This is a genomic window from Kitasatospora terrestris, assembly GCF_039542905.1.
GTDB lineage: Bacteria > Actinomycetota > Actinomycetes > Streptomycetales > Streptomycetaceae > Kitasatospora > Kitasatospora terrestris.
Window position 1 is genome coordinate 2,480,639 of sequence record NZ_BAABIS010000001.1, and the last position, 25,108, is coordinate 2,505,746.

19 protein-coding genes are annotated in these 25,108 nt (G+C 72.1%); 6 read left to right on the forward strand and 13 right to left on the reverse strand.

The genetic code is table 11. The features are described from left to right. Positions 1-62 precede the first annotated feature (62 nt). The gene (locus tag ABEB06_RS11450; RefSeq protein ID WP_345696730.1) at positions 63-1,331 is read right to left on the reverse strand and encodes a cytochrome P450; all 1,269 of its coding nucleotides are present in this window, start codon (positions 1,329-1,331) and stop codon (positions 63-65) included. A gap of 51 nt (positions 1,332-1,382) precedes the next feature. On the opposite strand from ABEB06_RS11450, the gene ABEB06_RS11455 reads away from it, so the two are divergent. Continuing rightward, complete coding sequence (locus ABEB06_RS11455) at positions 1,383-1,742, forward strand: ArsC/Spx/MgsR family protein (RefSeq protein ID WP_345696731.1); 360 nt, start codon at positions 1,383-1,385, stop codon at positions 1,740-1,742. Between the two features lie 13 nt (positions 1,743-1,755). Here ABEB06_RS11455 and ABEB06_RS11460 read toward each other — a convergent pair whose 3' ends face one another. Further along, on the reverse strand, positions 1,756-2,229 hold the full coding sequence (locus ABEB06_RS11460) for a pyridoxamine 5'-phosphate oxidase family protein (RefSeq protein ID WP_345696732.1): 474 nt from the start codon (positions 2,227-2,229) through the stop codon (positions 1,756-1,758). Positions 2,230-2,289: 60 nt separating this feature from the next. Between ABEB06_RS11460 and ABEB06_RS11465 the strand changes: the two genes are divergently transcribed. Further along, entirely contained in the window at positions 2,290-2,838 is a 549-nt protein-coding gene (locus tag ABEB06_RS11465; RefSeq protein WP_345696733.1) for a DUF1697 domain-containing protein, read from the forward strand. A gap of 27 nt (positions 2,839-2,865) precedes the next feature. On the opposite strand, the gene ABEB06_RS11470 is transcribed toward ABEB06_RS11465, so the two are convergent. After that, positions 2,866-3,831 carry a DUF1152 domain-containing protein gene (locus ABEB06_RS11470; protein ID WP_345696734.1) on the reverse strand — a complete coding sequence of 322 codons (966 nt, stop codon included), beginning with the start codon at positions 3,829-3,831 and terminating at the stop codon, positions 2,866-2,868. A gap of 49 nt (positions 3,832-3,880) precedes the next feature. Further along, positions 3,881-4,561, reverse strand: a complete 681-nt coding sequence (locus ABEB06_RS11475; protein ID WP_345696735.1) for a TetR/AcrR family transcriptional regulator C-terminal domain-containing protein — start codon at positions 4,559-4,561, stop codon at positions 3,881-3,883. A 108-nt stretch (positions 4,562-4,669) separates the two neighbouring features. Here ABEB06_RS11475 and ABEB06_RS11480 point away from each other — a divergent pair, with 108 nt between their 5' ends. Further along, positions 4,670-6,118 (forward strand): FAD-dependent monooxygenase, encoded by a 1,449-nt coding sequence (locus ABEB06_RS11480; RefSeq protein ID WP_345696736.1) that lies wholly within the window; start codon positions 4,670-4,672, stop codon positions 6,116-6,118. A 258-nt stretch (positions 6,119-6,376) separates the two neighbouring features. Here ABEB06_RS11480 and ABEB06_RS11485 read toward each other — a convergent pair whose 3' ends face one another. Then, entirely contained in the window at positions 6,377-7,129 is a 753-nt protein-coding gene (locus ABEB06_RS11485) for a hemerythrin domain-containing protein (RefSeq protein ID WP_345696737.1), read from the reverse strand. A gap of 147 nt (positions 7,130-7,276) precedes the next feature. Next, a complete protein-coding gene (locus ABEB06_RS11490; RefSeq protein ID WP_345696738.1) occupies positions 7,277-8,320 on the reverse strand; it encodes an alpha/beta hydrolase in 1,044 nt (347 codons plus the stop codon). Positions 8,321-8,674: 354 nt separating this feature from the next. On the opposite strand from ABEB06_RS11490, the gene ABEB06_RS11495 reads away from it, so the two are divergent. Continuing rightward, a complete protein-coding gene (locus ABEB06_RS11495) occupies positions 8,675-9,418 on the forward strand; it encodes an SDR family oxidoreductase (RefSeq protein WP_345696739.1) in 744 nt (247 codons plus the stop codon). Positions 9,419-9,484: 66 nt separating this feature from the next. On the opposite strand, the gene ABEB06_RS11500 is transcribed toward ABEB06_RS11495, so the two are convergent. Then, on the reverse strand, positions 9,485-10,336 hold the full coding sequence (locus tag ABEB06_RS11500) for a helix-turn-helix domain-containing protein (RefSeq protein WP_345696740.1): 852 nt from the start codon (positions 10,334-10,336) through the stop codon (positions 9,485-9,487). 146 nt (positions 10,337-10,482) lie between these two features. On the opposite strand from ABEB06_RS11500, the gene ABEB06_RS11505 reads away from it, so the two are divergent. Continuing rightward, positions 10,483-11,070 carry an NADPH-dependent FMN reductase gene (locus tag ABEB06_RS11505; RefSeq protein ID WP_345696741.1) on the forward strand — a complete coding sequence of 196 codons (588 nt, stop codon included), beginning with the start codon at positions 10,483-10,485 and terminating at the stop codon, positions 11,068-11,070. Positions 11,071-11,077: 7 nt separating this feature from the next. Here ABEB06_RS11505 and ABEB06_RS11510 read toward each other — a convergent pair whose 3' ends face one another. Then, complete coding sequence (locus tag ABEB06_RS11510) at positions 11,078-11,299, reverse strand: hypothetical protein (protein ID WP_345696742.1); 222 nt, start codon at positions 11,297-11,299, stop codon at positions 11,078-11,080. A gap of 164 nt (positions 11,300-11,463) precedes the next feature. Then, positions 11,464-13,569 (reverse strand): carbohydrate-binding module family 20 domain-containing protein, encoded by a 2,106-nt coding sequence (locus ABEB06_RS11515; RefSeq protein ID WP_425559613.1) that lies wholly within the window; start codon positions 13,567-13,569, stop codon positions 11,464-11,466. A gap of 368 nt (positions 13,570-13,937) precedes the next feature. Here ABEB06_RS11515 and ABEB06_RS11520 point away from each other — a divergent pair, with 368 nt between their 5' ends. After that, positions 13,938-14,444, forward strand: a complete 507-nt coding sequence (locus tag ABEB06_RS11520) for a SigE family RNA polymerase sigma factor (protein WP_345696743.1) — start codon at positions 13,938-13,940, stop codon at positions 14,442-14,444. A 199-nt stretch (positions 14,445-14,643) separates the two neighbouring features. Here the strand turns inward: ABEB06_RS11520 and ABEB06_RS11525 are convergent, their stop codons facing one another. The 4 genes from ABEB06_RS11525 to pulA all read right to left on the reverse strand — a co-directional run bounded on the left by ABEB06_RS11525 (position 14,644) and on the right by pulA (position 24,753). Continuing rightward, positions 14,644-14,982, reverse strand: a complete 339-nt coding sequence (locus ABEB06_RS11525) for a P-II family nitrogen regulator (protein ID WP_345696744.1) — start codon at positions 14,980-14,982, stop codon at positions 14,644-14,646. After that, complete coding sequence (locus ABEB06_RS11530) at positions 14,979-16,298, reverse strand: ammonium transporter (protein ID WP_345696745.1); 1,320 nt, start codon at positions 16,296-16,298, stop codon at positions 14,979-14,981. The genes ABEB06_RS11525 and ABEB06_RS11530 overlap by 4 nt, the downstream gene beginning before the upstream one ends. Positions 16,299-16,445: 147 nt before the next feature. Beyond that, positions 16,446-18,755 (reverse strand): M4 family metallopeptidase, encoded by a 2,310-nt coding sequence (locus ABEB06_RS11535; RefSeq protein ID WP_345701815.1) that lies wholly within the window; start codon positions 18,753-18,755, stop codon positions 16,446-16,448. A 454-nt stretch (positions 18,756-19,209) separates the two neighbouring features. Continuing rightward, positions 19,210-24,753: a pullulanase-type alpha-1,6-glucosidase gene (pulA, locus tag ABEB06_RS11540; protein WP_345696746.1), complete on the reverse strand. Its 5,544-nt coding sequence runs from the start codon at positions 24,751-24,753 to the stop codon at positions 19,210-19,212. Between the last annotated feature and the right edge of the window lie 355 nt (positions 24,754-25,108).

Below are 25,108 nucleotides of genomic sequence, written 5' to 3' on the forward strand. Positions count from 1 at the left end.
CCCGGCGAGCCGCGCCACGGTGCGGTGCGCCCCGGTGCGGTGCGCCCCGGTGCGGTGTGGCGTCAGCGCACCGCGACCGGCAGGGTCTGGTATCCGCGCAGGACCAGCCGGTCGCGGCGGACCGGGTCGCCGGCCGGGGCGAGGGCGGGGAAGCGGGTGAGCAGTGCGGGGAAGGCGACCGCGGCCTCCAGCCGGGCGAGCTGCGCGCCGAGGCAGTAGTGCGGGCCGCCGCCGAAGCTGAGCGGCTGGCTGTCGTGCCGGGTCGGGTCGAAGCGGTCCGGCTCCGGGAAGCGGGCGGGGTCACGGTTGGCGGCGGCGACCAGCAGGAAGGCCGCGGTGCCGTACGGGGTGGGGACGTCGCCGACGGCGAGGCCGTCGGCGAGGGCGATCCGGGAGGTGAACTGCACCGGCGAGTCGTACCGCAGCACCTCGTCGGTCAGCCCGGCGGGCCGGATCCGGCCCTCGCGGACGCCGGCCAGCGCCTCGGGGTGCTCGAAGAGCAGGGCGAGGCCGTTGCCGAGCAGGTTGGTGGTGGTCTCGAAGCCGGCGATCAGCAGCAGCACCAGGTTGGCCAGCAGCTCCCGCCCGGAGAGCCGGCCCCGGTCCTGGTCGGCGACCTGGACCAGGGCGCTGACCAGGTCGTCCTCGGGGTGGGCGCGGCGGCGGGCGGCGAGGTCGGCGAAGTAGCCGGAGAGTTCGTCGGCGGCCTCGTCGGCGGCGTCGAGCTCGTCCTCGGTGGCGATCAGCTCCAGGACGGTGGTCAGGTCACTGGTCAGGCCGCGGAAGCGGTAGCGGTCCTGCTCGGGGACGCCGAGCAGCTCGCAGATCACGCCGACCGGCAGGCGGAACGCGAAGGCCTCCATGAAGTCGACCGGCGAGCCGTCGGCGCCCCGCTCCGCCATCTCCTCCAGCAGCCGGTGGACGGCCGCCGTGACGGCCGGTTCCAGCGCGGCGACCCGGCGGGCGGTGAAGACCGAGGCGATCAACGAGCGCATCCGGGCGTGGTCGGGTGCGTTGCGCTCCAGGATGGAACGGCTGATCAGCTGCTTGGAGCGGTGGTTCGGGTACTCCGGGTCCCAGCGGGCGCTCAGCTCCGGGTCGGCGACGCCGAAGCCGGGGGCGCGCAGCGTCCGGTGGACGCCCTCGTAGCCGGAGACCAGCACCAGGAACTCGCCGGCCTGCACCGCCGGGCCGAGCTCCTGGGCCGCGCGGTACAGCGGGTACGGGTCCGCCCTGCCCGCCGGGGTCATCAGCTGCTCGACGATCGCGGCGCCGTCCATGGCCTGCTCCCCCATCCGTCCGGTGGCCCGTACCGGGTTACCGGTGGTCACAACGGCCCGCCGGTCGCGGGAAGTTCCCGTCCGGGTGGCTACCCTGGCCGCATGGAGATCTGGATCAACCCGCGCTGCAGCAAGTGCCGTACCGCGATCGGCGAGCTGGACGCGGCCGGTGCGGAGTACACCGTCCGCCGCTACCTGGAGGAGCCGCCCTCCACCGTCGAGCTGGAGGACGTGCTGGAGCGGCTCGACCTGGAGCCGTGGCACATCACCCGGATGGACGAGCAGGCCGCCAAGGACCTCGGCATGAAGGAGTGGACCCGCGAGCCCGCCGACCGCTCCCGCTGGATCACCGCGCTCGCCGAGCACCCGATCCTGATCCAGCGTCCGATCATCACCGCCGACGACGGCCACGCCGTGATCGCGCGCACGCCGGAGGCGCTGAAGGGGATCGTCCCCCGCTGACCCCGGGCGGAGGCTACGTGCGGCGGACCGCCTTCACCTCCTGGCCCGGGCGCCAGGAGCGGATCAGCAGGTGGTCGCCGTCCTCCACCTCGGTCAGCGCGACCTCGGCGAGGTCCAGCCGGAAGGCGTGGTACGGGCCGGGGACGGCGGCCGGCAGCTCCGCCTCGTAGGCGGCCAGGTCGGCCGGGTCGGTCAGCTCAACCGCCGTGCCCGAGACCTTGGCGTCGCCGCCGGCCATCGTCACGTCGCTGGGGTTGCTGTGCAGCGCGAAGCGCCCGTCGCGCTGCAGGTCCAGCGCTTTCATCGCGCCGTACATCGAGCCGATCATCAGATCGGCACCGATGAACTGCACCTCCGTCCCGCTCACCCGGGGTGCACCGCCCTTGCGCAGGGTGGCCAGCACATGGTGCTTGTGCGACTCGAACCGGGCTCGCACCGCGGCGGCCAGGTCGTCGGCCTCGTGCTCGAAATCCTGCCAGGTAGCCATGGTGTCCAGTCTGGCAGTCGGCACCCACGATCCGTCGGTGCCGACTGCCAGACTGGGCGGATGTCGGAGAACTACATCGCCTTCCTGCGCGCGATCAACGTCGGCGGACGGACCGTGAAGATGGAACGCCTGCGCGAGCTCTTCACCGAGCTCGGGCTGGACGGCGTGCGGACGTACATCCAGAGCGGCAACGTCTTCTTCTCCACCGCGGAGACCGACCGCGCCGCCCTCACCGCCCGGATCGAGGCGCACCTCGCCGAGGCGCTCGGCTATGCCGTGCCGGTCATGCTGCGCACCGTGGACGAGGTCGCCGAGGTCGTCGACCTCGACCCGTTCGCCGCCGTCGAGGTCACCCCGGACCTCCGGCTGTGCGTGCTCTTCCTCTCCGAGCCGCTGCCGGACGGCACGGAGTTCCCGATCCACTCCCCCAAGGGCGACTGGGACATCCTCGGAGCCACCCCCGGCGCCGCCTTCGCCGTGGTGCACCTGCGCAACGGACGCCTCGGCACCGACCCGTCGACCTGCCTGCCCAAGACCTACGCCGGTCGGACCACCGCACGCTTCTTCCACACCACCGTCAAGATCCTGGCCGCCGCGAGGAAGGCCTGACCGGCCGGGGGAAGGCCCGACCGGCCGTCAGTGCGGGTACCGGCGGGCCGGGCGCCGGGCGGGCAGCTCGTCGCGGAACTCCTCGATCAGGGACGGGATCTGCCGGAACGTCTCGGTGCGCTCGATCCGGTCCAGGTAGAGGTTGTGCGCGGCGAGCGCCTCCACGGTGACACCGAAGTACAGCGTCATCAGCGGGTTGACGAAGAGCTTGCTGCCCCGGGTGCGCTCGGTGAACCGGACGTCGCCGAACTCGCCGCGCAGGGCCGCGGCGACCGAGCCGTGCACGATGCTCGGGTGTGCGGGGAAGGCGGCCTGCGCGTACGCCACCGCGTCCAGGTACAGCCTGCCCTCGCGGGAGTCCCGCGGCAGCGAGAAGGCGCCCAGGTAGCCGCCGGCCCGGTCGAGCGCGGCCAGGTTCTCCAGCACCAGCGTGTGGCTGACGCCGTGGTGCGCGTCGATGCCGAAGCCCAGGCTGGCGACCAGCCGCTCGGGCACGTCGCGCAGCCCGGCCACCGCGGCGAGGCTCGCCATGTCCTCCTCCGGGGTGCCGAGGCCGGTCTCGTCGCCGCGCATCAGGATGTCGGTGCCGCCGTCGACCAGCAGGATCGCGTCCACCCCGCCCACGTGGTCGATCAGCGCCCGGTACGCGGCGCGCAGCGGCCGGACCCCGGTCTTCGCGAACGCCCAGACAATGTCGGGCATCCCGTGCAGCCGCAGCCAGCGGGCCAGCGTCCGCTCCGGGAAGTAGCCCTCGTCGGAGCGGCCGTCCGGGGTGATCCTGGCGACCTCCGGGGCGAGCCAGACCTCCGCGTCGAGGCCGTACAGGTGGCTGAAGGACAGGTTCGCCAGGTGGACCTCCTTGCCGGCGGCGCGCAGCGCCAGCGCCAGCGGCAGGCCCGCGTACACGTCGAACCCGCCGCCGGCGCCGGCGATCAGGATCCGGTCGGCGGCCAACAGGCGGGTGACCAGGGGTGGCTGGAAGAGATCGGACATGGCGGGGACGCTAGCAAGGCCCCGGCGCGCGGTGCGGCGGATTTCCGGATCACCGCGTCCGGTCTGCGTGCGGGGCCTCGGCGTGCGGGGCCTCGGCGTGCAGGGCCTCGATGCCCGCGGTGACGATCGCCAGGCCGCGTTCGAAGCGGCGCTCGTAGTCGGTGAAGAGGTCGGTGCTCGCGGCGGCGGTCAGCGGCCGCTCGGGTCCGATCCGCTCGGCGCGCTCGGCCGGGTCGTAACCGGGTGCCCGCTCGCCCGGCAGCGGGTGGACGGCCTGCTCCTCGATCACGAAGCCGACGGTGAAGCTGTACGCGGTGAAGTACGCCTCGACCGCCTCGGGCAGGGTGAACCCGGCGCGGACGAAGGAGTCCAACTGCCCCTCGAAGCGGTCGGTGTGGCCGGTGTCGGTGAGCCTGGTGCCGCTGAACACCTTCGCGCCGTCGCGGTGGCCGAGCAGCGTCCGGCGCAGGGTCCGGCAGGTCAGGGCCAGCTGGTGCTGCCACGGGGTGTCGGCGGTGGGCGGCTCACTGCCCGCGATCATCCGGCGGATCATCTCGGTGGCCAGCTCGTCCAGCAGCGCCTGCTTGTTGGCGAAGTGCCAGTACAACGCCGGCGCCTTGCAGTCGAGTTCGGCCGCGATCCGGCGGAGCGTCAGCCCTTCCAGGCCGACTTCGTCGAGCAGCCGCAGGGCGGTGTCGACGACCTGCGCCCGGTCCAGTTTCTGCGCCATGCCGCTGCCTCTCCCGCTGCTTCTCCCTGCTCGACGCTTGACAATTTAACACCGTTAAGGCCAGGCTCGGAAGCACCGCAACTTAACGCCGTTAAGGAGAGCTGAGCCATGCGCACCGGAATCCTGGTCGTCGGCGCCGGACCGACCGGCCTCACCCTCGCCTGCGACCTCGCCCGCCGCGGCGTCGACGCCCTGCTGATCGAGCGCGCCCCCGCCCTGTTCCCCGGCTCGCGGGGCAAGGGCCTCCAGCCGCGCACCCTGGAGATCCTGGAGGACCTCGGCGTCCTCGCACGGATCCGCGCCGCCGGCTCCCCCTACCCCGCGATGCTGCCCTGGGCGGACGGCACGGCCGGCGACCCGTTCCCCCTGGTGCCCAGCCCGGCCGCCACCGAGCAGGTGCCGCACCCCGAGGTGTGGATGGTGCCGCAGTGGCGCACCCAGGAGATCCTGTACACCCGCCTCCAGGAACTCGGCGGCCAGGTGCGGTTCGACAGCGCGCTGCTCGGCTTCCGGCAGGACGCGGACGGCGTGACCGCCCAGGTCGAAGGCCTCGGCACGGTCACCGCCGACTACCTCGTCGCCGCCGACGGCGGACGGTCCGCCGTCCGGCGGGCCCTCGGCGTCACCATGCTCGGCGAAACCGTCGACCCCCGGCCCTCACTCGTCGCCGACGTCCGCATCACCGGCCTCGACCACGCGCACTGGCACGTCTTCCCGCAGGCCCCCGGCGGCGCACTCGCCCTCTGCCCGATGCCCGGCACCGACGAGTTCCAGGTCTACGCCCAGTACGAGGACGGCGAACCCGACACCAGCGCCGACGGCGTCCGCGCCCTCGTCGCCGCCCGCAGCCACCTCCCCGCGGACGCCGTCACCGAAGTGCGCTGGGCCTCCGACTTCCGGCCGCGCGCCGCCCTCGCCGAGCGCTTCCGGGTCGGCCGGGTCCTGCTCGCCGGCGACGCCGCCCACGTCCACTCCCCCGCCGGCGGGCAGGGACTCAACACCAGCGTCCAGGACGCGTACAACCTCGGCTGGAAGCTCGGGCAGATCCTGCGGCACGGCGCCGACGCCGAACCACTGCTCGACAGCTACGAAGCCGAACGGCTCCCCGTCGCCGCCGACGTCCTGGAGATCAGCACCTCCATCCACCGCGGCGGCGCGCTCGCCGGGCAGCCCGGCAGCGGCCCGCGGCGCGCCACCCGCGGCGAGGACACCGACCAACTGGCGGTCGGCTACCGGGGCGGCCCGCTCAGCGCCGAACGGCGCACCGGTCTCGCCGACGACGACCTCCAGGCCGGCGACCGCGCCCCGGACGCCCTCCTCACGGACGGCACCCGCCTGTTCGACGCCCTGCGCGGCCCCCACGCCACCATCGTCACCGCCGGCACCGACGCCCCGCCCGTCCCGGCCGGCATCCGCGCCCTCCGCCACGACGCCTACGGCCCCGCCGACGGCCGCCCCACCCTCTACCTGATCCGCCCCGACGGCTACATCGGCCTCGCCACCGAAACCCCCACCGACCTCACCCCGTACCTCATCACCCTCGGCCTCGCCGACTGACCCCACTCCAGACGGCAAGCAACCCCACCCACCACAGCCGACCGACCCGCACAGCGGGAAACGCGCGGCGAAGCAGGAAGCCCCGGCGCCGGCCGACGCGCCCGCGCAGCGGGAAACCACCGGCGCCAGCCGAAGCAACCCGCGCAGCGGGAAACCACCGGCGCCAGCCGAACAACCGGCAGGGCGGGAAACCACCGGCGCCAGCCGAACAACCGGCAGGGCGGGAAACCACCGGCGCAGCCGGGCAAACCGCGGGTGTCAGCGGGCGGGGCCCCAGAGCTGGTCGGTGCAGCGGGCGTAGGTGTCGCGCCAGTGCGGCCAGTAGCGGGCGGTCTCGTCGTCGCAGTCGGCGAGGAGGCGGTCGATCTGCGCGGGGTCGACGCCTTCGAGCAGCCAGACCAGGGCGTCCGAGGACGCGGGGCCGTCGGCGGCGCGGAGCAGGTCGAGGAGTTCGGGCAGGGTGCCGATCCGGGAGCCGGCCGGGAAGATGCCGTCCATCCGGGGCAGCAGCTGGCGCTCCTCGATCCGCAGGTGGGTTTCGAGCCGAGCGGCGAGTTCCTCGACCGCGTAGGCGACGGGCCAGCTGCTGGCGGGGTCGCGGGTGGCGATCCGGACGAGGGTGGTGACCCGGGTGAAGGAGTGGTCGAGGTTGTGGTGGTCGGCCTCGAGCCAGTTGAGCAGCAGGCGCAGCTCGGGTGCGAAGCGGCGGAGCAGCGGCCAGAGCCGGCTGTCCTGCTGCTCGTGGTGGCAGGTGATCATGGCGGTCATGAAGTCCCAGTGCCGCTGCAGCGCGTCGGCGGCGATCTCGTCGCCGGGCTGGAGCAGTCGCAGGGCCTGGGGCAGCCTGGCGAGGTCGCGGCGGAGCGCGGCGTGCACGAGTCGGAGTCCGGCGAACGGCATCGGCTCGACCCGCGGCGCGGGCGTCACCGGCGGCGCGGACGGCACGGCGTGGGAGCCGTCCGACTGGGCGGGGACGTACGTGGGCCCTACGGGCAGCAGGTGGCGGGGCATAACGCTCTCTTCACGACTGGCTGAGGCTGGTCGGGCCGGGCGTCGCGGTGGCGGCGCCCCGTGCCTGATCTCCAGGGTGGTGACAGAGCATCAGAGTCGAATCAATGTCCGATTGACGCGCAGGTCAGCGGCTCGTGGGCCGGTTCCTCAGTCGTCGTTCTGCGGGCCGGTGACGTTCTTGCCGAGCCATTCGAGGACGGTCGGGATCATCTTCTTGAAGTCCGACGTGAGGTGCTTTCCCCCGGGCTGCTCGTAGTACTCCACCGTTGCGGGGGCGGCGACCTTCGCGACCCAGGCCTTGACGAGCTTGGTCTCGTAGGCGTTGGCGCCGCCCGCGGTGGCGAGGATCCGGACGTCGGCCTTGCCGGCGGCGGCGAGCGCGTCGGGGCTGTTGGCGACCCGTTCCTGCTCGTGGCCCTTCCAGAGCGGGGAGTCGGGGTTCCAGTAGCCGTCGATGGGGACGGCGGCCTTGAAGACGTCGGGGTGCTGGAGGGCCAGCTTGGCGCTGCAGAACGCGCCGGTGGAGGCGCCGGCCACGGCCCAGCCGTCGCGGCCCTTGACGGTGCGGAAGTTGGCGCGGACGAAGTCCGGGATGTCCTCGGCCATCCAGGTGCCCATCTTCGGCTGGCCGGGGATGTCGCTGCACTCCAGGGCCTTGGCCTCGTTGGATTCGAGGTTCTGCACCGGCATGATCATGATGAACGGGTGGGTCTTCCCGGCCGCGGCGAGCTGGGTGTCGATCTCCTGGATCGGCAGCTGGTTGTCCGTCCAGGTGTTGTACCCGGCGCTCTGGCCGCCCGCGTACAGGGTCAGGACCGGGAAGCCGTGGTCCTTGTACTTGGGGTCGTTGTACTGCGGCGGCAGCCAGACCCACACCTTGCCGCTCACTCCGGACTTGGCGCCGGTCAGTGTGGTCATCATGATCGGGCCGGCCGCCGTGTCCCGGACCTTGGTGAGGTTGGCCGCCGGGCCGGTCGGCTGCAGCACCTTCCTGGGCTTGGGCGGCGGGGTGCTGCTCTGCGCCGCCGAGGGCGTCGCGCCGGCGCTGCCGCCCGGGCCGAGCGCCGCCTTGGCGTCGCCCGCCGTCCTGCCGCCGCTGCCGCAGGCGGCCAGCGACGACGCCAGGGCGAGCGCGGCGGCGCCCGCCAGGACGGCACGGGTACGGGTGGTACGCAGGAGCAGCGGCTGCACGGTTCGGTCTCTCCGGGCGTGGTCGTGCCCGGTCGCGGCGAGCCGGGCGGCAGCGCGGGGCACCGCGCCGTTCGTGATCCTATGACGGTCCGGTGACGCGCCCGGTTGCGCCGCACGGGGCATCCCCGCCGCTCGGCGGGGGTGGGGGGCCCGCCGGGCGGCGGGGGCGGGGCCGTCGGCCGGGGCGGCCGTCAGCCGGGTGTGGCGGAGCCGACCCTCCCGGGTGGTGCTGCCACGAACCGCCAAGCGGGCGGCCCGGCGGGCGGCCGGTGCTTGGACGGTCGTACCGGTGACGGCCGCCGCTGTGGTACCTGATCATCGGAAGGATCAGCGCCGTCCCCAGGGAGCCCAGCCATGTCCGATCAGGTCGCCGTCGTCACCGGAGCCGGCAGCGGTGTGGGCCGCGCCGTCGCGCGCGAGCTGGCCGCCGGCGGCTGGCGGCTGGTCCTCGCCGGGCGGCGTCCGGAGCCGCTGGAGGAGACCGCGGGCCTGGCGGGCGGCGAGGCGCTGGCGGTGCCGACCGACGTGACCGACCCGGTGGCGGTGGAGGCGCTGTTCCGCGCGGCGGTGGACCGGTTCGGGCGGGTGGACCTGCTGTTCAACAACGCGGGCGCGTTCGGCCCGCCGACGCCGGTGGAGGACCTGGGGTACGAGGAGTGGCGGGCCGTCGTCGACCTCAACCTGACCGGGGCGTTCCTCTGCGCGCAGGCCGCCTTCCGGCGGATGAAGGAGCAGCGGCCGCAGGGCGGGCGGATCATCAACAACGGCTCGATCTCCGCCCACGTGCCGCGCCCGCAGAGCATCGCGTACACGGCGTCCAAGCACGCGGTCACCGGCCTGACCCGGTCGCTCGGTCTGGACGGGCGGCCGTACCGGATCGCCTGCGGTCAGATCGACATCGGCAACGCCGCCACCGACATGACCGCCGCGATGTCCGCCGGTGTCCGGCAGGCCGACGGCCGGATCGCCCCGGAGCCGACCATGGACGTCGCGGACGTGGCCCGCACGGTCCGCCACATGGCGGAGCTGCCGCTGGAGGCCAACATCCCGTTCACCACGGTGATGGCGACCGCCATGCCCTACCTCGGCCGGGGGTGAACCCTCGGCGCCCTCAGAGCCCTCAGAGCCCTCAGAGCCCTCGGAGCCCCCGGCGCCCCGGGCCCCTCACGCCGGTACGGCGCGCAGCGCGCCGGGCCGGCGGCCGGTGAGCCGGTCGAGGGCGGCGGCGGTGGCCGCGTCGGCCGGGAGGTGGACGAGGATGCGCAGCTCGTCGTCGGCGGGGAGGGATAGCGCCTCGTAGCCGAGTCGGAGCTCGCCGGCCGCGGGGTGGTTCAGGCGGTGGATGCCGCTGGGGGCGGGCAGGCCCGACACGGTCTCCAGGCGTCGGGTGAACTCGGGCCCGACGACCGAGAGTTCGTCCATCAGGTCGGCGATGTCCCGGTTGTTGCGGCCGGGCCCCTGCTTGAGCAGGGAGACCTGGAGGTCGGCGACGGCCGCCCAGTCGGGGTAGGTGTCGCGGGCCCGCGGGTCGGTGAACACGTACCGGGGCAGGCTGGGCAGCGGCGCGTCGAGCAGGCCGACGGGTCCGGCCAGTTCCCGGTAGCCCTCGGTGTGCGCGAGGATCTCGCCGAGCCGGTTGAGCAGCACTGCGGGCCCGGGCCCGAGCCGGTCGAGGACGGCCTGCACGCCGGGGCGGACGGTGCGGTTCGGCCCGGCGCCGCCGGTGCAGCTGACGATGCCGTCGGCGGCCTTGGTCAGCCGGTAGAGGTGGATCCGCTCGCCGGTGGCGAGTTGCAGGGCGTCCGCGAGGGCGGCGACGACCTGCGCGGACGGGTGCCGGTCGCGGCCCTGTTCGAGCCGGGTGACGTACTCGACGCTGACGCCGGCCAGCATGGCGAGTTCGGCCCGGCGCAGTCCGGGGGTGCGGCGGCGCGGGCCGGACGGCAGCCCGGCGTCGGCGGGGGTGAGGGCTTCGCGGCGGTTGCGCAGGAACAGGCCCAGCTCGTTGTCGCTCACCCTCCGCAGCCTACCGACCGGAGTGGCGCCGAGGGTGGCCCTGCCACTACCAGTCTCCGGCCGGTCTCCCTCCCGGTCCCGCGGACCGGCACGGTGGGGTCGTGGCCACGACCCGGGGCCGCCGAACGACCGCGAGGAGAACCCAGATGTCCACCCAGCCCCTGAAGCTCGCAGTGATCACCGGCAGCGTCCGCGAGGGCCGGTTCGGCCCGGTGGTGACCCGGTGGTTCGCCGAACAGGCCGCCGCGCACGGCGGCTTCGAGCTCGACGTGATCGACCTCGCCGAGTTCTCGCTGCCCGTGGAGGGCCCGTCGGTGCCGCCGGCGATGTCGCCGGACGTGCCGCGCCCGGAGGCGATGGCGGGGCTGACCCGCCGGCTGGGCGAGGCCGACGCGTTCGCGGTCGTCACCCCGGACTACAACCGCTCGTTCCCGGCGTCGCTCAAGTCGGCGATCGACTGGCACTACGCCGAGTGGGGCGCCAAGGCGGTCGGTTTCGTCGGGTACAGCGGCTCCACCGGCGGCATCCTGGCGATCGAGCAGCTGCGGCAGGTCTTCGGCGAGTTGGACGCCCACACGGTCCGCGCGTACGTGTCCTTCCCGCGCTACTACCTGCTCTTCGACGAGGACGGGGCGCTGCGCGAGCCGGCCGGCCCGGAGCAGTCCGCGAAGGCGATGCTGGACCAGCTGGCCTGGTGGGGCGGGGTGCTGCGCGACGCCCGCGCGACCCGGTAGCGGCGGCTCACTCGTCGTGGGAGTGCCGGTAGCGCACCACCGGCCCGTCCTCGTCGAGCCGGTAGACGCTGGTGGTGGGCCAGTACTCGCCCGCCTCGACCGCCGGGAGGTCGATGCTGAGCACCAGACGCAGCGCGGGCGGCGGTGCACCGGCCCGGACCCGCTTGCGGAGTCCGTCCCAGCGGCCGCCGCAGAGTTCGACGGAGAGGACGGCGGATGCGGTGTTCACCCGCCGATCCTCCCAACCGCCGTCCTCAAAACGGTGTTTGGACCCGGATCACCACCCCTTCGGGCGGTCTGTCCGCTCTGCCCGTTACCCGATCCGGACCCGGCCCGTGAACGGCCGCGGGCCGCCCCCGGACGGGGGGCGGCCCGCGGTGGGCGGACGGGGCGTCAGCTGCGCCAGGTGTCGCTCAGGGCGACCAGGCCGCTCGCCGGGACGGTGGCGGTGCGGTTGGCCCCGCTCTCCCAGGTGACGTTGCCGGCGGCGTCCTTGCGGATGTACTTGTACTCGAAGGCGGTGCCGGCGGCCATCGCGACGTCCAGCTTCCAGACCGGGTAGCTCGCCGAGGAGAGCAGCAGCGCGGAGCCGGTGTTCCAGTTGCCGAGCGAGGCGTTGTTGCCGACCACGTAGATGTTCTGGCCGACCGCGGTGGTGGCGTTGACGGCGAACGAGGCGCCGGTGGTGGTGGAGGTCGCGGTGGGGGTCGGGGTCGGGGTGGGGGTGGCGGTGGCGCAGGGGTCGCCGCTGCCGACGACGCCGTCCTTCACGGTGACGTTGCCGGTGCCCAGCGCGTAGTTGGCGCTGTTGTTGTTGTCCCAGGTGCCGGAGCCGTTGTTGAAGGTGGCGGCCAGGCCGGTGGCGGTGCCGAGGCTCACGGTGGACTTGACCCAGCCGGTGCAGGCGGCGGCCATCGCGACGCCGGGCGCGGTGGTCCAGGTGCCGCCGGTCGGGGCGTAGTGCAGGTAGTAGGCGGACCAGTTCTTGGTGGTGGAGTAGAAGACGGTCGCCGTGTTGGTGCCCTGGGTGGCGGTCGGGGTGGGGGTGGGCGTCGGGGTGGCGGTGGAGCCGAGCTTGGCGCCGGCGTGCAGCGCGACGGCCTCGCCGGCGGCGACGGTGGCGGTGAACTTCCCGTCCGGGCCGACCGTGTAGGTGGTGCCGGAGCAGGCGCCGTTCGCGTAGTCGCCGTGCTCGACGTCGCAGTAGGTGCCGGCCGGCAGCGAGGTCTGGAAGGTCTGGGTGATCGAACCGGACTCCCGGTTGATCGCCACGTAGCCCTTGTCGCCGCGGCCGAAGCCGATCGCGTTGTTGCCGTTGGACCACCAGTTGGTCATCGCGGTGCCGGCGACGGCGTTGCGGAAGCCGACCATGTTGGCCACCTGCCGCCAGGCGTGCACGCAGTTCCAGCCGTCCTGGTAGCAGGCGTTGACCGTGCCGCCGTTCGGCGGGCCGTCGTCGTTGCTGCTGAACGCGTAGCCGGAGTAGACGTTGGGCGCGCCGTACGGGTGGGCCAGCATGAAGACGTTGGCCAGGGTGTAGGCGGAGCCGTACTTGTAGGTCAGGGTCGAGCCGTTGCGCTCGGTGTCCCAGTTGTCGACGAAGGTGCGGGCCTTGTCGCTGGGCAGCAGGCCGTTCCCCCAGGTGGAGAGGTCGGAGATCTTCCCGCCGTTGAAGGCGCTCTTCAGCCAGGTGCCGGAGCGGAACTCGTCCACGTCGCCGTTGCCGGTGTACTCGGACGGCTGGATCGGCTCGCCGGCGCCGTAGATCACCTCCTGCACCCAGTACGCGTTGGGGTTGCTCATCTTCGCCTTGATGGCGCCGAGCTCGCCCGCGTCGATGTGCTTGGCGGCGTCGATCCGGAAGCCGTCCACACCGAGGGTCAGCAGGTCGCTCAGGTAGTTGGCGATGGTCTGCTGGACGTACGCGGAGCCGGTGTTGAGGTCGGAGAGGTTGACCAGCTCGCAGTTCTGCACGTTGGAGCGGTCGCCGTAGTTGGAGATCGCGGCGCGGCAGGAGTGGAAGTCCTGGTCCTGGAAGTAGCCGGGGTAGTTGTACTTGGTGTAGTTGGTGCCGCCGGTGCCGGTGCCGGAGCCCGCCGACATGTGGTTGATCACCGAGTCGGCGATCACCTTGACGCCGGCCGCGTGGCAGGTGTTGACCATGGCCTGGAAGGAGGCGCGGTCGCCGAGCCGACCGGCGATCTTGTAGCTGACGGGCTGGTACGAGGTCCACCACTGGGCGCCCTGGATGTGCTCCTGGGGCGGGGAGACCTCGACGAAGCCGTAGCCCTTGGGGCCGAGGGTGTCGGTGCAGGCCTTGGCGACCGAGTCGAACTTCCACTCGAAGAGGGTGGCGGTGACGTCCTTGCCGTTGCCGGGCGGGGTCGCCTCGGCGGAGGGCGCGAGCACCAGACCGGACCCGATGGACAGGGCCAGGGCGGCGGTCGCTGCGAAACCGGCGGTGAGCCGGCGCCCGCGCGTGGGGGCGGTGGTGACCACAGTGTCTCCAGGGAGCAGGGCTCGCCCGCGGACGCAGGGGCGCGGGCGATGCGGCAGGGTGGGGGGCCGCGACGGCGATGCGCCGTCAGCGCGACCGGGTGGGGAGGTCGCTGGGGGTCTTGCCGTGGGGTGGTGCGCTGGGGGTGGTGCGGTGGGCGTCGTACTGCTGGGACCTCTTGCTGCAAGACCGTTGAAACTTGCTGGAAACTTGCAACGCGCTGAACATAGGGCGGCCCCGAGCGCCCGTCAAGGCATCCGGAGACAACGGTTCGGCGTCGGCGGCCGCACTCGTGTGCGACCTGATCGACTCCCGACGCGTGTAGTACCCATGACGGCAGGACGGCACAGGACCACAGGGGGCCCGGCGGATGGAGACCGCACTCGACTTCGAGGAGTTCGCGAGCACCCGGGCTCGCCGACTCTTCCAGGTCGCGTACCTGATGTGCGGCGACTGGCACCAGGCCCAGGACCTCGTGCAGACCACGCTCGCCAAGATGTTCTCGATCTGGGGCCGGCTGCGCCGCGGCGAGGACGAGCCCGGACTGGACGCGTACGCCCGCAAGGTGCTGCTGCGCTACTACCTCTCCCAGCGGCGGCTGAAGCGCTCCGGCGAGGTGGTCACCGCCGAGCTGCCGGACTCCGCCGACCTCCCCGGCGGCAGCGAGCTGCGGCTCACCCTGACCGCGGCGCTGCACCGGCTGCCGCCGCGCAACCGCGCGGTGATCGTGCTGCGCTACCTGGAGGACCGCTCGATCGAGGAGGTGGCCGAGCTGCTGGACGTCTCCCAGGGCGCGGTGAAGAGCCTCAACAGCCGTTCGCTCGCCAAGCTCCGCGAGATCCTCGGCAACGACCGGGAACTGCTCTTCCACCCGTGAGCAGCGACCTCGAACGCCGGCTCGCCGAGCTGTTCGCCGACACCGCCCGCACCCTGCCGGTCCCGGTGCTCAGCATGGCCGCCGAGGCCGCCCGGCGCGGCCGGCGGCTGCGCCGCAACCGGCGGCTGCGGCTGGCGGCGGCCGCGCTGGCCGTCGCCGCGCTGGCCACCTCGGGGCTGCTGCCCGCCGGGTGTTCGGATCAGACCGCGTCCGGCCCGCGCTCGCCGGTGCGCACCCGGACGATCGAGTCGACCGGGACCATCCAGACCTTGCCGTCGCCGATCCTGCCGGTCCGGGCGGCGGCCACGATCGCGTCCAGCACCTGCTCGGCGTCCTCGTCCTCCACCACGACCTCGATCCGCACCTTGGGCACCAGGTCGATCCGGTACTCGGCGCCGCGGTAGACCTCGGTGTGCCCGTGCTGCCGCCCGTAGCCGCTGGCCTCGGTGACGGTCAGGCCGTGCACCCCGAGCTCCTGGAGCGCGGTCTTGACCTCGTCCAGCTTGAACGGCTTGACGACGGCGGTGATCAGCTTCATGCGGTGGACGCCTTGTCGGACGTGTGCGCGAGCACGGTGGCGTGGGTCGCGGCGGTGCCGTGGCCCAGGACGCCGTGATCGTACGCGGTCTCCGCGTGCACGGCGAGGTCCAGGCCGCGCAGCTCGTGGTCGGCGGGGGCGCGGAAGCCCATCACCCGGTCGATCGCCCAGCCGATGCCGTACGTGACGGCGAAGGCGTACACCGCGACCACCACGATCGCGACCAGCTGCTTGCCGCTCTGCGCCAGGCCGCCGCCGTGCAGCAGGCCGCTCGCCCCACCGGTCATGGCGGCGGTGGCGAAGAGGCCGATCAGCGCGGTGCCGATGACGCCGGCCACGAAGTGCACGCCGACCACGTCCAGCGAGTCGTCGAAGCCGAAGCGGAACTTCCAGCTGACCGCGTACGAGCAGACCAGGCCGGCCGCCAGGCCGATCACCAGGGCGCCGAGCAGGTCCACGCTGCCGCAGGACGGGGTGATGGCGACCAGGCCGGCCACCGCGCCGGAGGCGGCGCCGAGGGTGGTGGCGTGGCCGTCGCGGCGCTTCTCCACCAGCAGCCAGCCGAGCAGGCCGGTGCAGCCGGCCGCCTGGGTGTTGAGCAGCGCGGCGGCGGCCAGGCCGTTGGCGCCCATCGCGGAGCCGCCGTTGAAGCCGAACCAGCCGAACCAGAGCAGGCCCGCGCCCAGCAGCACCAGCGGGAGGCTGTGCGGGCGCATCGCCTCCTTCTTGAAGCCGATCCGGGGGCCCAGCAGCAGGGCGAGCGCGAGGCCGCTGGCGCCGCAGTTGACCTCGACCACGGTGCCGCCGGCGAAGTCCAGCGCGCCGAGCTTCGAGACGATCCAGCCGCCGGGGGCGAACACCCAGTGCGCGACCGGGACGTAGACCAGCAGGGTCCAGACCGCGGTGAAGACCACCCAGGCGCCGAACCTGGCCCGGTCCGCGATGGCGCCGCTGATCAGCGCGGCGGTGATGATCGCGAAGGTGAGCTGGAACGCGGCGAACAGCAGGGTGGGCACGTGGCCGGTCAGGCTGGCGGGGGTGATGCCGGCCATGCCGAGGTGGTCAAGGTCGCCGATCAGGCCGCCGAACGCGTCGTCGCCGAAGGCCAGGGTGTAGCCGGCCAGCAGCCAGACCACGGTGACCACGGCGATCGAGACGAAGCTCATCATGATCATGTTGAGGACGCTCTTGGTGCGGACCATGCCGCCGTAGAAGAGCGCGAGGGCGGGCGTCATCAGCAGCACCAGCGCGGTGCAGGCCAGCAGCCAGGCGGTGTCGCCGGTGTCCAGGCCGGGGGTGGGGTCAGCGAGGAGCATTCGGGGAGTTTCGCCGGAGCCGGTTTCCGGTTGTGGGCGGGCGTGTTTCCCCGGTGTTTCGTGTTGCGCCCCGGTTTCCGGGATCTCACGACGCGAGAGGGCCCGGCGGGTGGTTCCCCCGCCGGGCCCTCCGTCATCCGTTCAGCGTCAGCTGGTCGTGATGGCGGTGTCGTCGATCACGAAGGAGGTCTGCAGCGAGGAGTCCTCCACGCCGTTGAACTTCAGGGTGACCGTCTGGCCCGCGTACGAGGACAGGTCGACCGTCTTCTGCGCGTAGCCGGTGTTCTTGTTGAGGTTGGAGTACGAGGCCACCGTGGTGCCGTTGACGGTCACGGTGAGCTTGTCGTACTGGGTCGTGGTGGTGGTCTCGGCGGTGTCGATGTGCAGCCAGTAGCTCAGGGTCGCCTTGCAGCCGGCCGGGATGGTGACGGTCTGCGAGGCCGAGTCGGTGTGGGCCGAGCCGTAGCCGTTCAGCCAGGCCTTCCAGGAGCCGCTGTGAGCGGCCTGCGAGGCGCTGTTGTCGACCACGCCGCTGGTGGTGGTCCACGGCGCGGCGGAGCCGGTCTCGAAGCCCGCGTTGCCGAGCAGCTGGGTGCCGGTGCAGGAGCCGACCGGGTTGACGGTCCAGGTGAAGCTGGCGGTGCCGCTCTTGCTGGCGGTGTCGGTGGCGGTGACCGTCACGTTGGAGGTGCCGGTGGCGGTCGGGGTGCCGGTGATCTTGCCGGTCGAGGAGTTGATCGACAGGCCGGCCGGCAGGCCGGTGGCCGAGTAGGTCAGCGCGCCGGTTCCGCCGCTGGCCGAGATCTGCAGGTTCACCGCGCTGTTGACGGTGGTGGACTGGTTGCCCGGGTTGGTGACGGTCGGGCTGCCCGGGTTCGGGTTCGGCGCGGTGCCGACGTTGACGCCCGCCCAGGCGGTGCCGACCGCGATGACCTCGGCACTGTTGGCCCCGTACAGGTCGGTGGCGGCCTTCTCGGTCGCGGTGCGGGCCGCGGCGTAGTTCGTGGTGGAGGTCATGTAGGTGGACAGCGCGCGGTACCAGATCTTGGCGGCCTTGTCCCGGCCGATGCCGGTGACGGTGAGGTTGTTGTACGTCGGCGAGTTGTAGCTGACGCCGTTGATGACCTTGGCGCCGCCGCCCTCCGCGAGGAGGTAGAAGAAGTGGTTGCCGACGCCCGAGGAGTAGTGGACGTCCTTGTTGCCGACGGTGGAGGACCAGTAGTCGGCGGACGCGCCGTCCTTGGAGGGCTTGTCCATGTAGCGCAGCGGGGTGCCGTTGCCGTTGATGTCGATGAGCTCGCCGATGAGGTAGTCCGGGTTGTCGGACGGGATGTTGGCGTAGAACTCGACCATCGAGCCGAAGATGTCCGAGGTGGCCTCGTTCAGGCCGCCGGACTCGCCGGAGTAGTTCAGGTTGGCGGTGTTCGAGGTGACGCCGTGGCTCATCTCGTGGCCCGCGACGTCCAGCTCGGTCAGCGGGTGGGTGTTGGACGCGCCGTCACCGTAGGTCATGCAGAAGCAGGAGTCGTCCCAGAACGCGTTCACGTAGTTGTTGTCGTAGTGGACGCGGCTGAAGGCGCCGACACCGTCGTTGCGGATGCCGTTGCGGCCGTGCACGTTCTTGAAGTAGTCCCACGTCGTGGCGACACCGAAGTGCGCGTCGACCGCCGCGGACTCCTTGTTGGAGGCCGAGCCGTTGCCCCAGGTGTCGGTGGACTTGGTGAACAGGGTGCCGTTGCCGGAGGTCCCGTTGTTCATGTTGGTGGTGTAGCCGTTGCCGCGGGCGGCGTCCTTCAGCTGGTACGTCGAGCCCGACAGCGTGGTGCCGATGGTGACGTTGCCGACGAAGACGCCGGTGCCGGTGCCGGTCTGGATGCCCTCGAACCTGTGCAGTTCCGCGCCGGAGGTGGCGTCGGTGATGATGTGCAGCTTGCTCGGGGTGCCGTCGGCCTCCTTGCCGGAGACGACGGTCTCGTAGGCGAGCTTCGGGGTGGCGCCGGCGGCCCAGACGACCAGGCGCGGGGCGGTCTCCAGGGCGGAGCCGGCCTCGGCGGCCAGGGCCGCCTCCTGGGCCTTCGGAGCGGCGAGCTTCGGCGAGGTGGAGAGGCCGGTCAGCGAGGCCTCGCTGGCCTTGTCCACGCCCTTGGTGGCGCCGTTGGCGGCCTGGTGGACGATCAGGTCGCCGCCGAGGACCGGGAGCCCGCCGTAGGTGCGCTCGTACCGGAAGTGCTGGGATCCGTCGGCGTCGCGGACGACGTCCTTGGCGACCAGCTTCTCCTGCGAGCCGAGTCCCAGGGACTGGGCGAAGGCCGGGGCCTGGTCGCCGGCGACGGCGAGCAGCTGGGCCTTGGAACCCGCGACCTGGGCGGCGACCTGGGCCGGCGCGCTGGGCGCGGCCTGGGCGATCACCGGAATACCGGTCACCAGCAGCGCGGTGGTGGCGGCTATGGCGGCCATGCTCACACGGGCATGCGAGTAGCGAGACAAAGCGGACTCCTTATCCGACCGCCGCGGGGTCACGAGCGGTGGAGAGAATCTGGCCGCGGTTGCGGCGCAGCGGGGGCCCTGCCGCTGGTCACGGCATGGGTGCGGTGCAATCACACGCGGGCGGAGCCGGCGCCGCGAACAGCAACCGGGGGGTGGGGGAACCCTTCTTCATCCGCAGCCGGAGGAATCGTGGCAGCAAACGGGCCGTGAATGACAGATGCATGCCAGTGATTGACCGATTAGTGACCGTGGCACCGGAGTGTTTATCCCGTGCCACAGACCCGGGACAGCAGCGCAAGTCGCCCGGGCGCCGCGCCGATCCGGCCCGGAGCGATGCTTTTCGGCCACAACGGGACGGGGCCCCGTCCGTCGGACGGGGCCCCTATAAACAGTTTGGAAATCCCTTAAACCCTTGTCAGAAACGTCAGTTCTGTACGAAGACGGCCACCGTCCGGGCCGGCACCGTGAAGGTTCCGGTGGCCGGATCGAATCCCGACTGCTTCACCACCGCGTCGGCCCCCTTCGCCTGCACCGGGTGCAGCGACTGCGCGGTACCGGCGAGCCCGGCGACGGTCTGGCGCTGCGCGGTCGGGGTGGCGTTGAAGACCACCGTGATCGACTTCTCCGCGCCGCGCAGGCCCTTGCCGTCCAGGTGCAGGGTGATCACACCCGGGTTCTCGCCGGCCGTGCCGGAGAGCGGGAAGGACAGCCGCTGCTGCACCTCGGCCGCGCTGGACAGGGCGAACAGCGGCGAGGCCTGACGGATCCTCAGGAACTGCTGGTAGAGCGCGGTGGACGAGGAGATCTCGTTGCAGCCGACCTTCAGCCCGGGGTCGGCCAGCAGCGCCTTGCCGCGCACCCACATCGCGCCGTTGTCGGCCGCCATCGGCAGACCCCGGCCCCAGCCGTTGCCCTGGGCGCAGTCCCAGTGGATCGCGTTGAACCAGTCGCCCGAGTCGAAGGAGTTGGCGTCCAGCGACTTGGAGCGCAGCAGGTCGCTGCCGGCCTGGGAGAAGCCCGGGCCCTGGCTGAGCGCGGTCAGCGACAGGCCCAGCGCCTGCATCCGGGCCCGGTCGGCGGGCGTGGTGGTGACCGGCAGCTTGTACGCCAGCGCGTCGAACAGGTCGGCGTTGTCGTGCGCGTCCACGTACTCCACCGCCTCGCCGGGCTGCGCGGCGTAGCCGGTCGGGGCGCCGTTGTAGTCGACCCCCGCTCCGGTGACGGCCTTCCCGGCGCTGTCGGTGAAGCGGTAGCCGGCCAGGTTGCCGGTCAGGCCGACCTTCACCTGGTCCATCTGGTGCAGCAGGCGGGCCTTCTGCTCGGCCGGGGTGCCGTTGTCCGCCGAGCCGTTGGGGTCGGTGAACAGGCCGGAGGCGAAGCCCTGCTGCGGGGCGGAGGAGAGCATGTAGTTGCCGCCGCGCGCCGCGTCCCGGACCCGGTCGTTGAAGGTGGCGATCCCGGTGCCGGCCATGTTGACCTGGGTGGCCTGCACGAACCGGGCGTCGTTGGCGACCACGCCGAAGTTCCAGCCCTCGCCGTAGAGGAAGACGCTCGATCCGTCGACGCCGTCCTTCTCCTTGGTCAGGCCGCGCAGCGCCTTCTGCACGTCCAGCATGGTGGACTTGGGGTCCAGGCCCATCAGGTCGAAGCGGAAGCCGTCGACGCGGTACTGCCGGGCCCAGGTGAGCACCGAGTCGACCACCAGCTTGTTCATCATGGCGTGCTCCGGCGCGGTGTCCGCGCAGCAGCTGTCCGTGGTGACCTTGCCGGTGTCGCTGAGTCGCTGGTAGTAGCCGGGCACCACCTTGTCGAGCACCGACTTGTCGTCCTGCCCGGCGGCCGCGGTGTGGTTGTAGACCACGTCGAGCACCACCCGCAGGCCGGCCTCGTGCATCGCCTGCACCATCTCGCGGAACTGCACCGTGCGCGCCGTGCCGTTCGGGTCGGTGGCGTACGAGCCCTCCGGCACCGTGTAGTGCAGCGGGTCGTAGCCCCAGTTGTAGGCGTCGTCGGCCTGCACCGCGGCCACGCACTCCTGCTGCTTCTCGCTGTCGGCGGCCAGCGCGGCCAGGTCGCAGGCGGGCAGCTTCTGCTCGGCCCGGTTCTCCCGGATGGTGGCGATGTCGAAGGTCGGCAACAGGTGGATGGTGGTGACACCGGCCTTGGCGAGGTCGCGCAGGTGCTGCATGCCGGCCGACTTCGACTCGGTGAAGGCCCTGTACGTGCCGCGCTCGGCCTCCGGAACCGTGGTGTCGGCGACCGAGAAGTCGCGGACGTGCAGCTCCTGGATCTGCTGCTTGGTGGCCGGGACCGCCTCCGGGCTGCGGTGGTCGTCCCAGCCCTTCGGCTTGTTGCGGCGGCTGGCCAGGTCGGTGACCAGCGAGCGCTTGGAGTCGGTGGAGAGCGCCACCGAGTAGGGGTCGGTGACCGTGTTGGTGACCACCTTGCCGACGCTCGGCGCCCACACCTTGAGCTGGTAGAGGTAGTACTTGCCGTCCAGCTCGTCGGCGTCCCGGGTCAGCGACCAGACGCCGCTGGCCTCGTCCCGCTTGAGCGGCACGGTCTTCGGGGTGCCGCCGGTGGCCTTGTCGAAGAGCTGCACCGAGACCTCGGTGGCGGTGGGCGCCCAGAGCGAGAGGGTGACCTTGCGGTCCTCGCCGCCGAACCAGCCCCAGCCGTCGCGCTCGCTGCGGTAGACCGGGCCGAGCTGCGCGGCGCCGGCCTTGGCGGCGTAGAGGTCGTCCAGCACGCCCGGGGTCTGCACGCCGGTGGCGGCCAGCGCGGCGCCGTTCGGCAGGTGCTCGGCGAAGACCAGCTGCGAGCGCAGGGCCGCGGTGACCCGGCCGGCGTCGCGCGGGTCGACGGTGAACGCCCGGTAGCCGGCCAGGTGCGGGAACTTCGCCTTCTGGGCGTCGGTGAGGCCGCTCGCCGGGGTGAGCCGGATCCAGCGGCCGGGCTTGCTGAGCACGCCCTTGTCGACGGCCAGGGTGCCCTCGGGGTCGTAGATCAGCTGGGCGCTGGTCCCGGAGGCGAGCGCCGCGTCGGCTGCGCCGTAGCCGGCCGGGACCACGACCGTGTTCCGGTCGATCCACTGGGCGCGGGAGGAGGTCAGGTCCAGCTGCGAGGAGGCGCCGGCGGCCTGCGGCAGCAGGTGGCCCTCCTGACCGCCGATGATCCAGATCTCCCGGCCGCTGGTGCCGAAGTCCAGCGACTGGTCGGCCGGGAGGTCCTTGTCGTTGCCGTTGTGGATGATGTAGCTGAGGCTGGTCGCGCCCGCCGCCAGCGGCACCTCGAACACCGCGCCGTACGCGTCCTTGCGGACCGGCATCAGCGGGTTGCCCCAGTCGGTCGGGGTGGCCGCGCCGGTCCAGTCGTGCAGGCCCCAGCCGTCGTAGTTGCCGTCGGCCCGGTGGTAGTGGATGACCGCCTTGCCCTCGGGCACCGGCACGGCGCCGTCCGGGTTGGCGGTGCGGACGGTCGGGTCGCCCTCCTTGATCCAGATCTCACCGGTCGCGGAGATGTCGATGTGCCGGTCGGAGTCGACGTCCTTGGTGCCGTTGTTCTCCACCACGAAGCCGAGGTCGGCGGCGCCGCTCTTCAGCTTCACGTAGGCGAAGGCGCCGTAGGCGTCCCGCCCGGTGAAGCCGTGCCCGGCCGGCCAGGTGGTCGCCTCGCCGTCCGCCAGGTCGCCCCAGGCGTAGAGGTTCCAGCCGTCGTAGTCGCCGTTCTTCCGCTGGTAGTGCACGATCGCGTACGGCCGCGAGGTGGCGCTCGGCGCCGGGGCGGGGGTCGGCGCGCCGGTGGTGAACGAGCCGGTGGTCGAGGCCAGCCGGCCCGCCGAGTCCTGCACGACGGCCTTGTAGCGCACCACCGTGCCGGCCGGAACCTTCGACAGGTCCTGGGTGACCTTGTACGTCCCGTTGTCGGCGGTGCCCAGGGTCTGCCACGGCCCGTCGCCGATCTGCGCGGCGAAGCTGACCCGGTCGAAGCCGCCGCCCGGCACCTGCGCGCCGACGGTGACCGTCCCGTACGAGCCGTCGGCCGGCGCGGCCAGCGCGATCTGCGGCCCGGCGGCCGGCTTGGCCGGCTTGCCGGCGGCCTTGAAGACCACCGAGGACTGCGCGGGCACGGTGACCGTCACCTTGCGGTCGGCGCCGCTGGTGAGCTTCTGCCCCGCCTGCGGGTAGAGCCGGTCGAAGCCCATGCCGGCCGAGAAGGTGTCCAGTGTGACGGTCTTCGGCTCGTTCGCGTTGTTGACCGCGACCAGGTACTCGACCTGCTGCTTGGCGTCGATCCGGGAGAAGGCGTAGACGCCCGCGCCGTCGGCCGCGTACCGCTCGATCTGCGCGCCGTCGGCCAGCGCCGGGTGGTCCTTGCGCAGCTTGGCCAGGCCCGCGATGCCCCGGTACAGCGCGGCGCCCTCGTCGTAGCGGTCCTTGGAGCCGGCGGTGCCGCCGATCACGGTGTCGCTGTTGTACGAGGGGGTCCTGGACGCGAACATGTCCTGCCGGGCGTCCTTGTCGCCGCCCGCGCCGGTGAAGCCCTGCTCGTCGCCGTAGTAGACCACCGGCTGGCCGCGGGTCAGGAACTGCAGCTCGGTCGCCAGCCGGTCCTTGGCCAGCAGCGCCTGCTGCGAGGCGCCGGGGTTGTCGGCCTGCAGGAAGCTGCCGAAGCGGCCCATGTCGTGGTTGCCGAGGAAGGTCGGCAGTTCGTAGGCGTCGGTGTCGGCGGTGGTGTAGCGGTAGTCCTGGCCGTAGACGTCGGCCAGCGCCTTGGCGGAGCCGTTCTGCGAGACGTACTTGCGGGCCGCCTCCTGGAAGGCGAAGTCCAGGGTGGCCTGCAGCTTGCCCCGGGTGACGTACGGCGAGGTGACCGCCGGGTCGCCGGAGTAGACCTCGCCGAACATGAAGAACTTCTTGTTGCCGTGCTCGGCGGCGAACTTCTTCAGCGAGGGCGCCCACTGCTCCCAGAAGGCCATGTTGACGTGCTTGACGGTGTCGATCCGGAAGCCGTCGACGCCGGTCTCGGCGACCCACTGCTGGTAGATCTTCCGGAAGCCCTCGACCACCTTGGGGTTCTGGGTGTCCAGGTCGTCCAGGCCGGAGAAGTCGCCCTCGGTGGCGGACTCGCCGGCGAAGGTCGAGTTGCCGCGGTTGTGGTAGAGCGAGGGGTCGTTCAGCCAGGACGGGGTCTTGGCGGTGGCGTCGGCGGGGGTGCGCAGGCGCGGGGTGTAGGGGAAGGAGTCCGCGGTGGTCTTCGGCCAGGCCGCGCGGGCGTCCGCAAGGGCGGTCTCGTCCACCGGGTTGCCGTCCGCGTCCAGCACCGGGTAGGCGCCGGTGGAGCGGTAGCCGTAGCTCTGCTCCGCGAAGTCGACGACGTCGGCGGTGTGGTTGGTGATGACGTCGAAGAAGACCTTGATGCCGCGCTTGTGGGCCTTGTCGATCAGCTCCTTGAGCTGCTCGTTGGTGCCGAAGTGCGGGTCGACCTGGGTGAAGTCGGTGATCCAGTAGCCGTGGTAGCCGGCCGAGGCGTCGGCGCCGGCGCCCTGCACCGGCTTGTTCTTGAAGATCGGCGCCATCCAGATCGCCGTGGTGCCCAGGTCCTGGATGTAGTCCAGCTTCTGGATCAGACCCTGCAGGTCACCACCGTGGTAGAAGCCCTTGTCCGCCGGGTCGAAGCCGTTGTCCAGCCGACCGCCGGTGATGCCACCGGTGTCGTTCCCGGTGTTTCCGTTGGCGAAGCGGTCGGGAAGGACGAAGTAGAACTGCTCGCGGGTCAGGTCGTGCCGGCCGGCGGTGGCGGCCAGCGCGGCGTCCGACGGGGGCGCGGGCGGGGCGGCCGCGGCGGCGGCGAGCGGGGTCGAGCCCAGCGTCGCGGCCACCAGCGAGGCGGCCAGCAGCACGGCGGCGCGGCCGGGACGGCGGTACGGGGTGGTGCTCCTTGGGGCGCGGGGCTGGGCTTGGGCCACGGCGGGCTCTCCCTTGAGGCGGCTCGGCGTACGTGAGGTGGCGTGGACCGTAGCGCGCTGCAAGATGTTTCAGCAAGATGCTGAAATTGTTGCAACCAAGGTCTTGACCCAACCGTTGCGAAACCCGCAGAGTCCTACGGTGGGGAGTGCGGCCCGCCGGACCTGACAGCCGGCGGGCCCGCCCCCCGGCCGCCTTCCGTACCCGGACCCCGGTTCGACCCCTCGTTACCCGCGCGCAACAATGGAGCACATGCGCTCCGAGAGTCGAGAATCCCCTACCCCCGTAGGGGGACAGTCGGTGAAGAATCCCCGACCACAGGATGATCGGACGGCTACGGGACGTCTGGCAGACTTC

Bases quoted from the DNA above. Each gene is read 5' to 3' on its own strand.
- ABEB06_RS11455 (WP_345696731.1), top strand. From the start codon at position 1,383: ATGGAGATCTGGATCAACCCGCGCTGCAGCAAGTGCCGTACCGCGATC.
- ABEB06_RS11460 (WP_345696732.1), bottom strand. From the start codon at position 2,229: ATGGCTACCTGGCAGGATTTCGAGCACGAGGCCGACGACCTGGCCGCC.
- ABEB06_RS11465 (WP_345696733.1), top strand. From the start codon at position 2,290: ATGTCGGAGAACTACATCGCCTTCCTGCGCGCGATCAACGTCGGCGGA.
- ABEB06_RS11470 (WP_345696734.1), bottom strand. From the start codon at position 3,831: ATGTCCGATCTCTTCCAGCCACCCCTGGTCACCCGCCTGTTGGCCGCC.
- ABEB06_RS11475 (WP_345696735.1), bottom strand. From the start codon at position 4,561: ATGGCGCAGAAACTGGACCGGGCGCAGGTCGTCGACACCGCCCTGCGG.
- ABEB06_RS11480 (WP_345696736.1), top strand. From the start codon at position 4,670: ATGCGCACCGGAATCCTGGTCGTCGGCGCCGGACCGACCGGCCTCACC.
- ABEB06_RS11485 (WP_345696737.1), bottom strand. From the start codon at position 7,129: ATGCCCCGCCACCTGCTGCCCGTAGGGCCCACGTACGTCCCCGCCCAG.
- ABEB06_RS11495 (WP_345696739.1), top strand. From the start codon at position 8,675: ATGTCCGATCAGGTCGCCGTCGTCACCGGAGCCGGCAGCGGTGTGGGC.
- ABEB06_RS11505 (WP_345696741.1), top strand. From the start codon at position 10,483: ATGTCCACCCAGCCCCTGAAGCTCGCAGTGATCACCGGCAGCGTCCGC.
- ABEB06_RS11520 (WP_345696743.1), top strand. From the start codon at position 13,938: ATGGAGACCGCACTCGACTTCGAGGAGTTCGCGAGCACCCGGGCTCGC.
- ABEB06_RS11525 (WP_345696744.1), bottom strand. From the start codon at position 14,982: ATGAAGCTGATCACCGCCGTCGTCAAGCCGTTCAAGCTGGACGAGGTC.
- ABEB06_RS11530 (WP_345696745.1), bottom strand. From the start codon at position 16,298: ATGCTCCTCGCTGACCCCACCCCCGGCCTGGACACCGGCGACACCGCC.
- ABEB06_RS11535 (WP_345701815.1), bottom strand. From the start codon at position 18,755: ATGGCCGCCATAGCCGCCACCACCGCGCTGCTGGTGACCGGTATTCCG.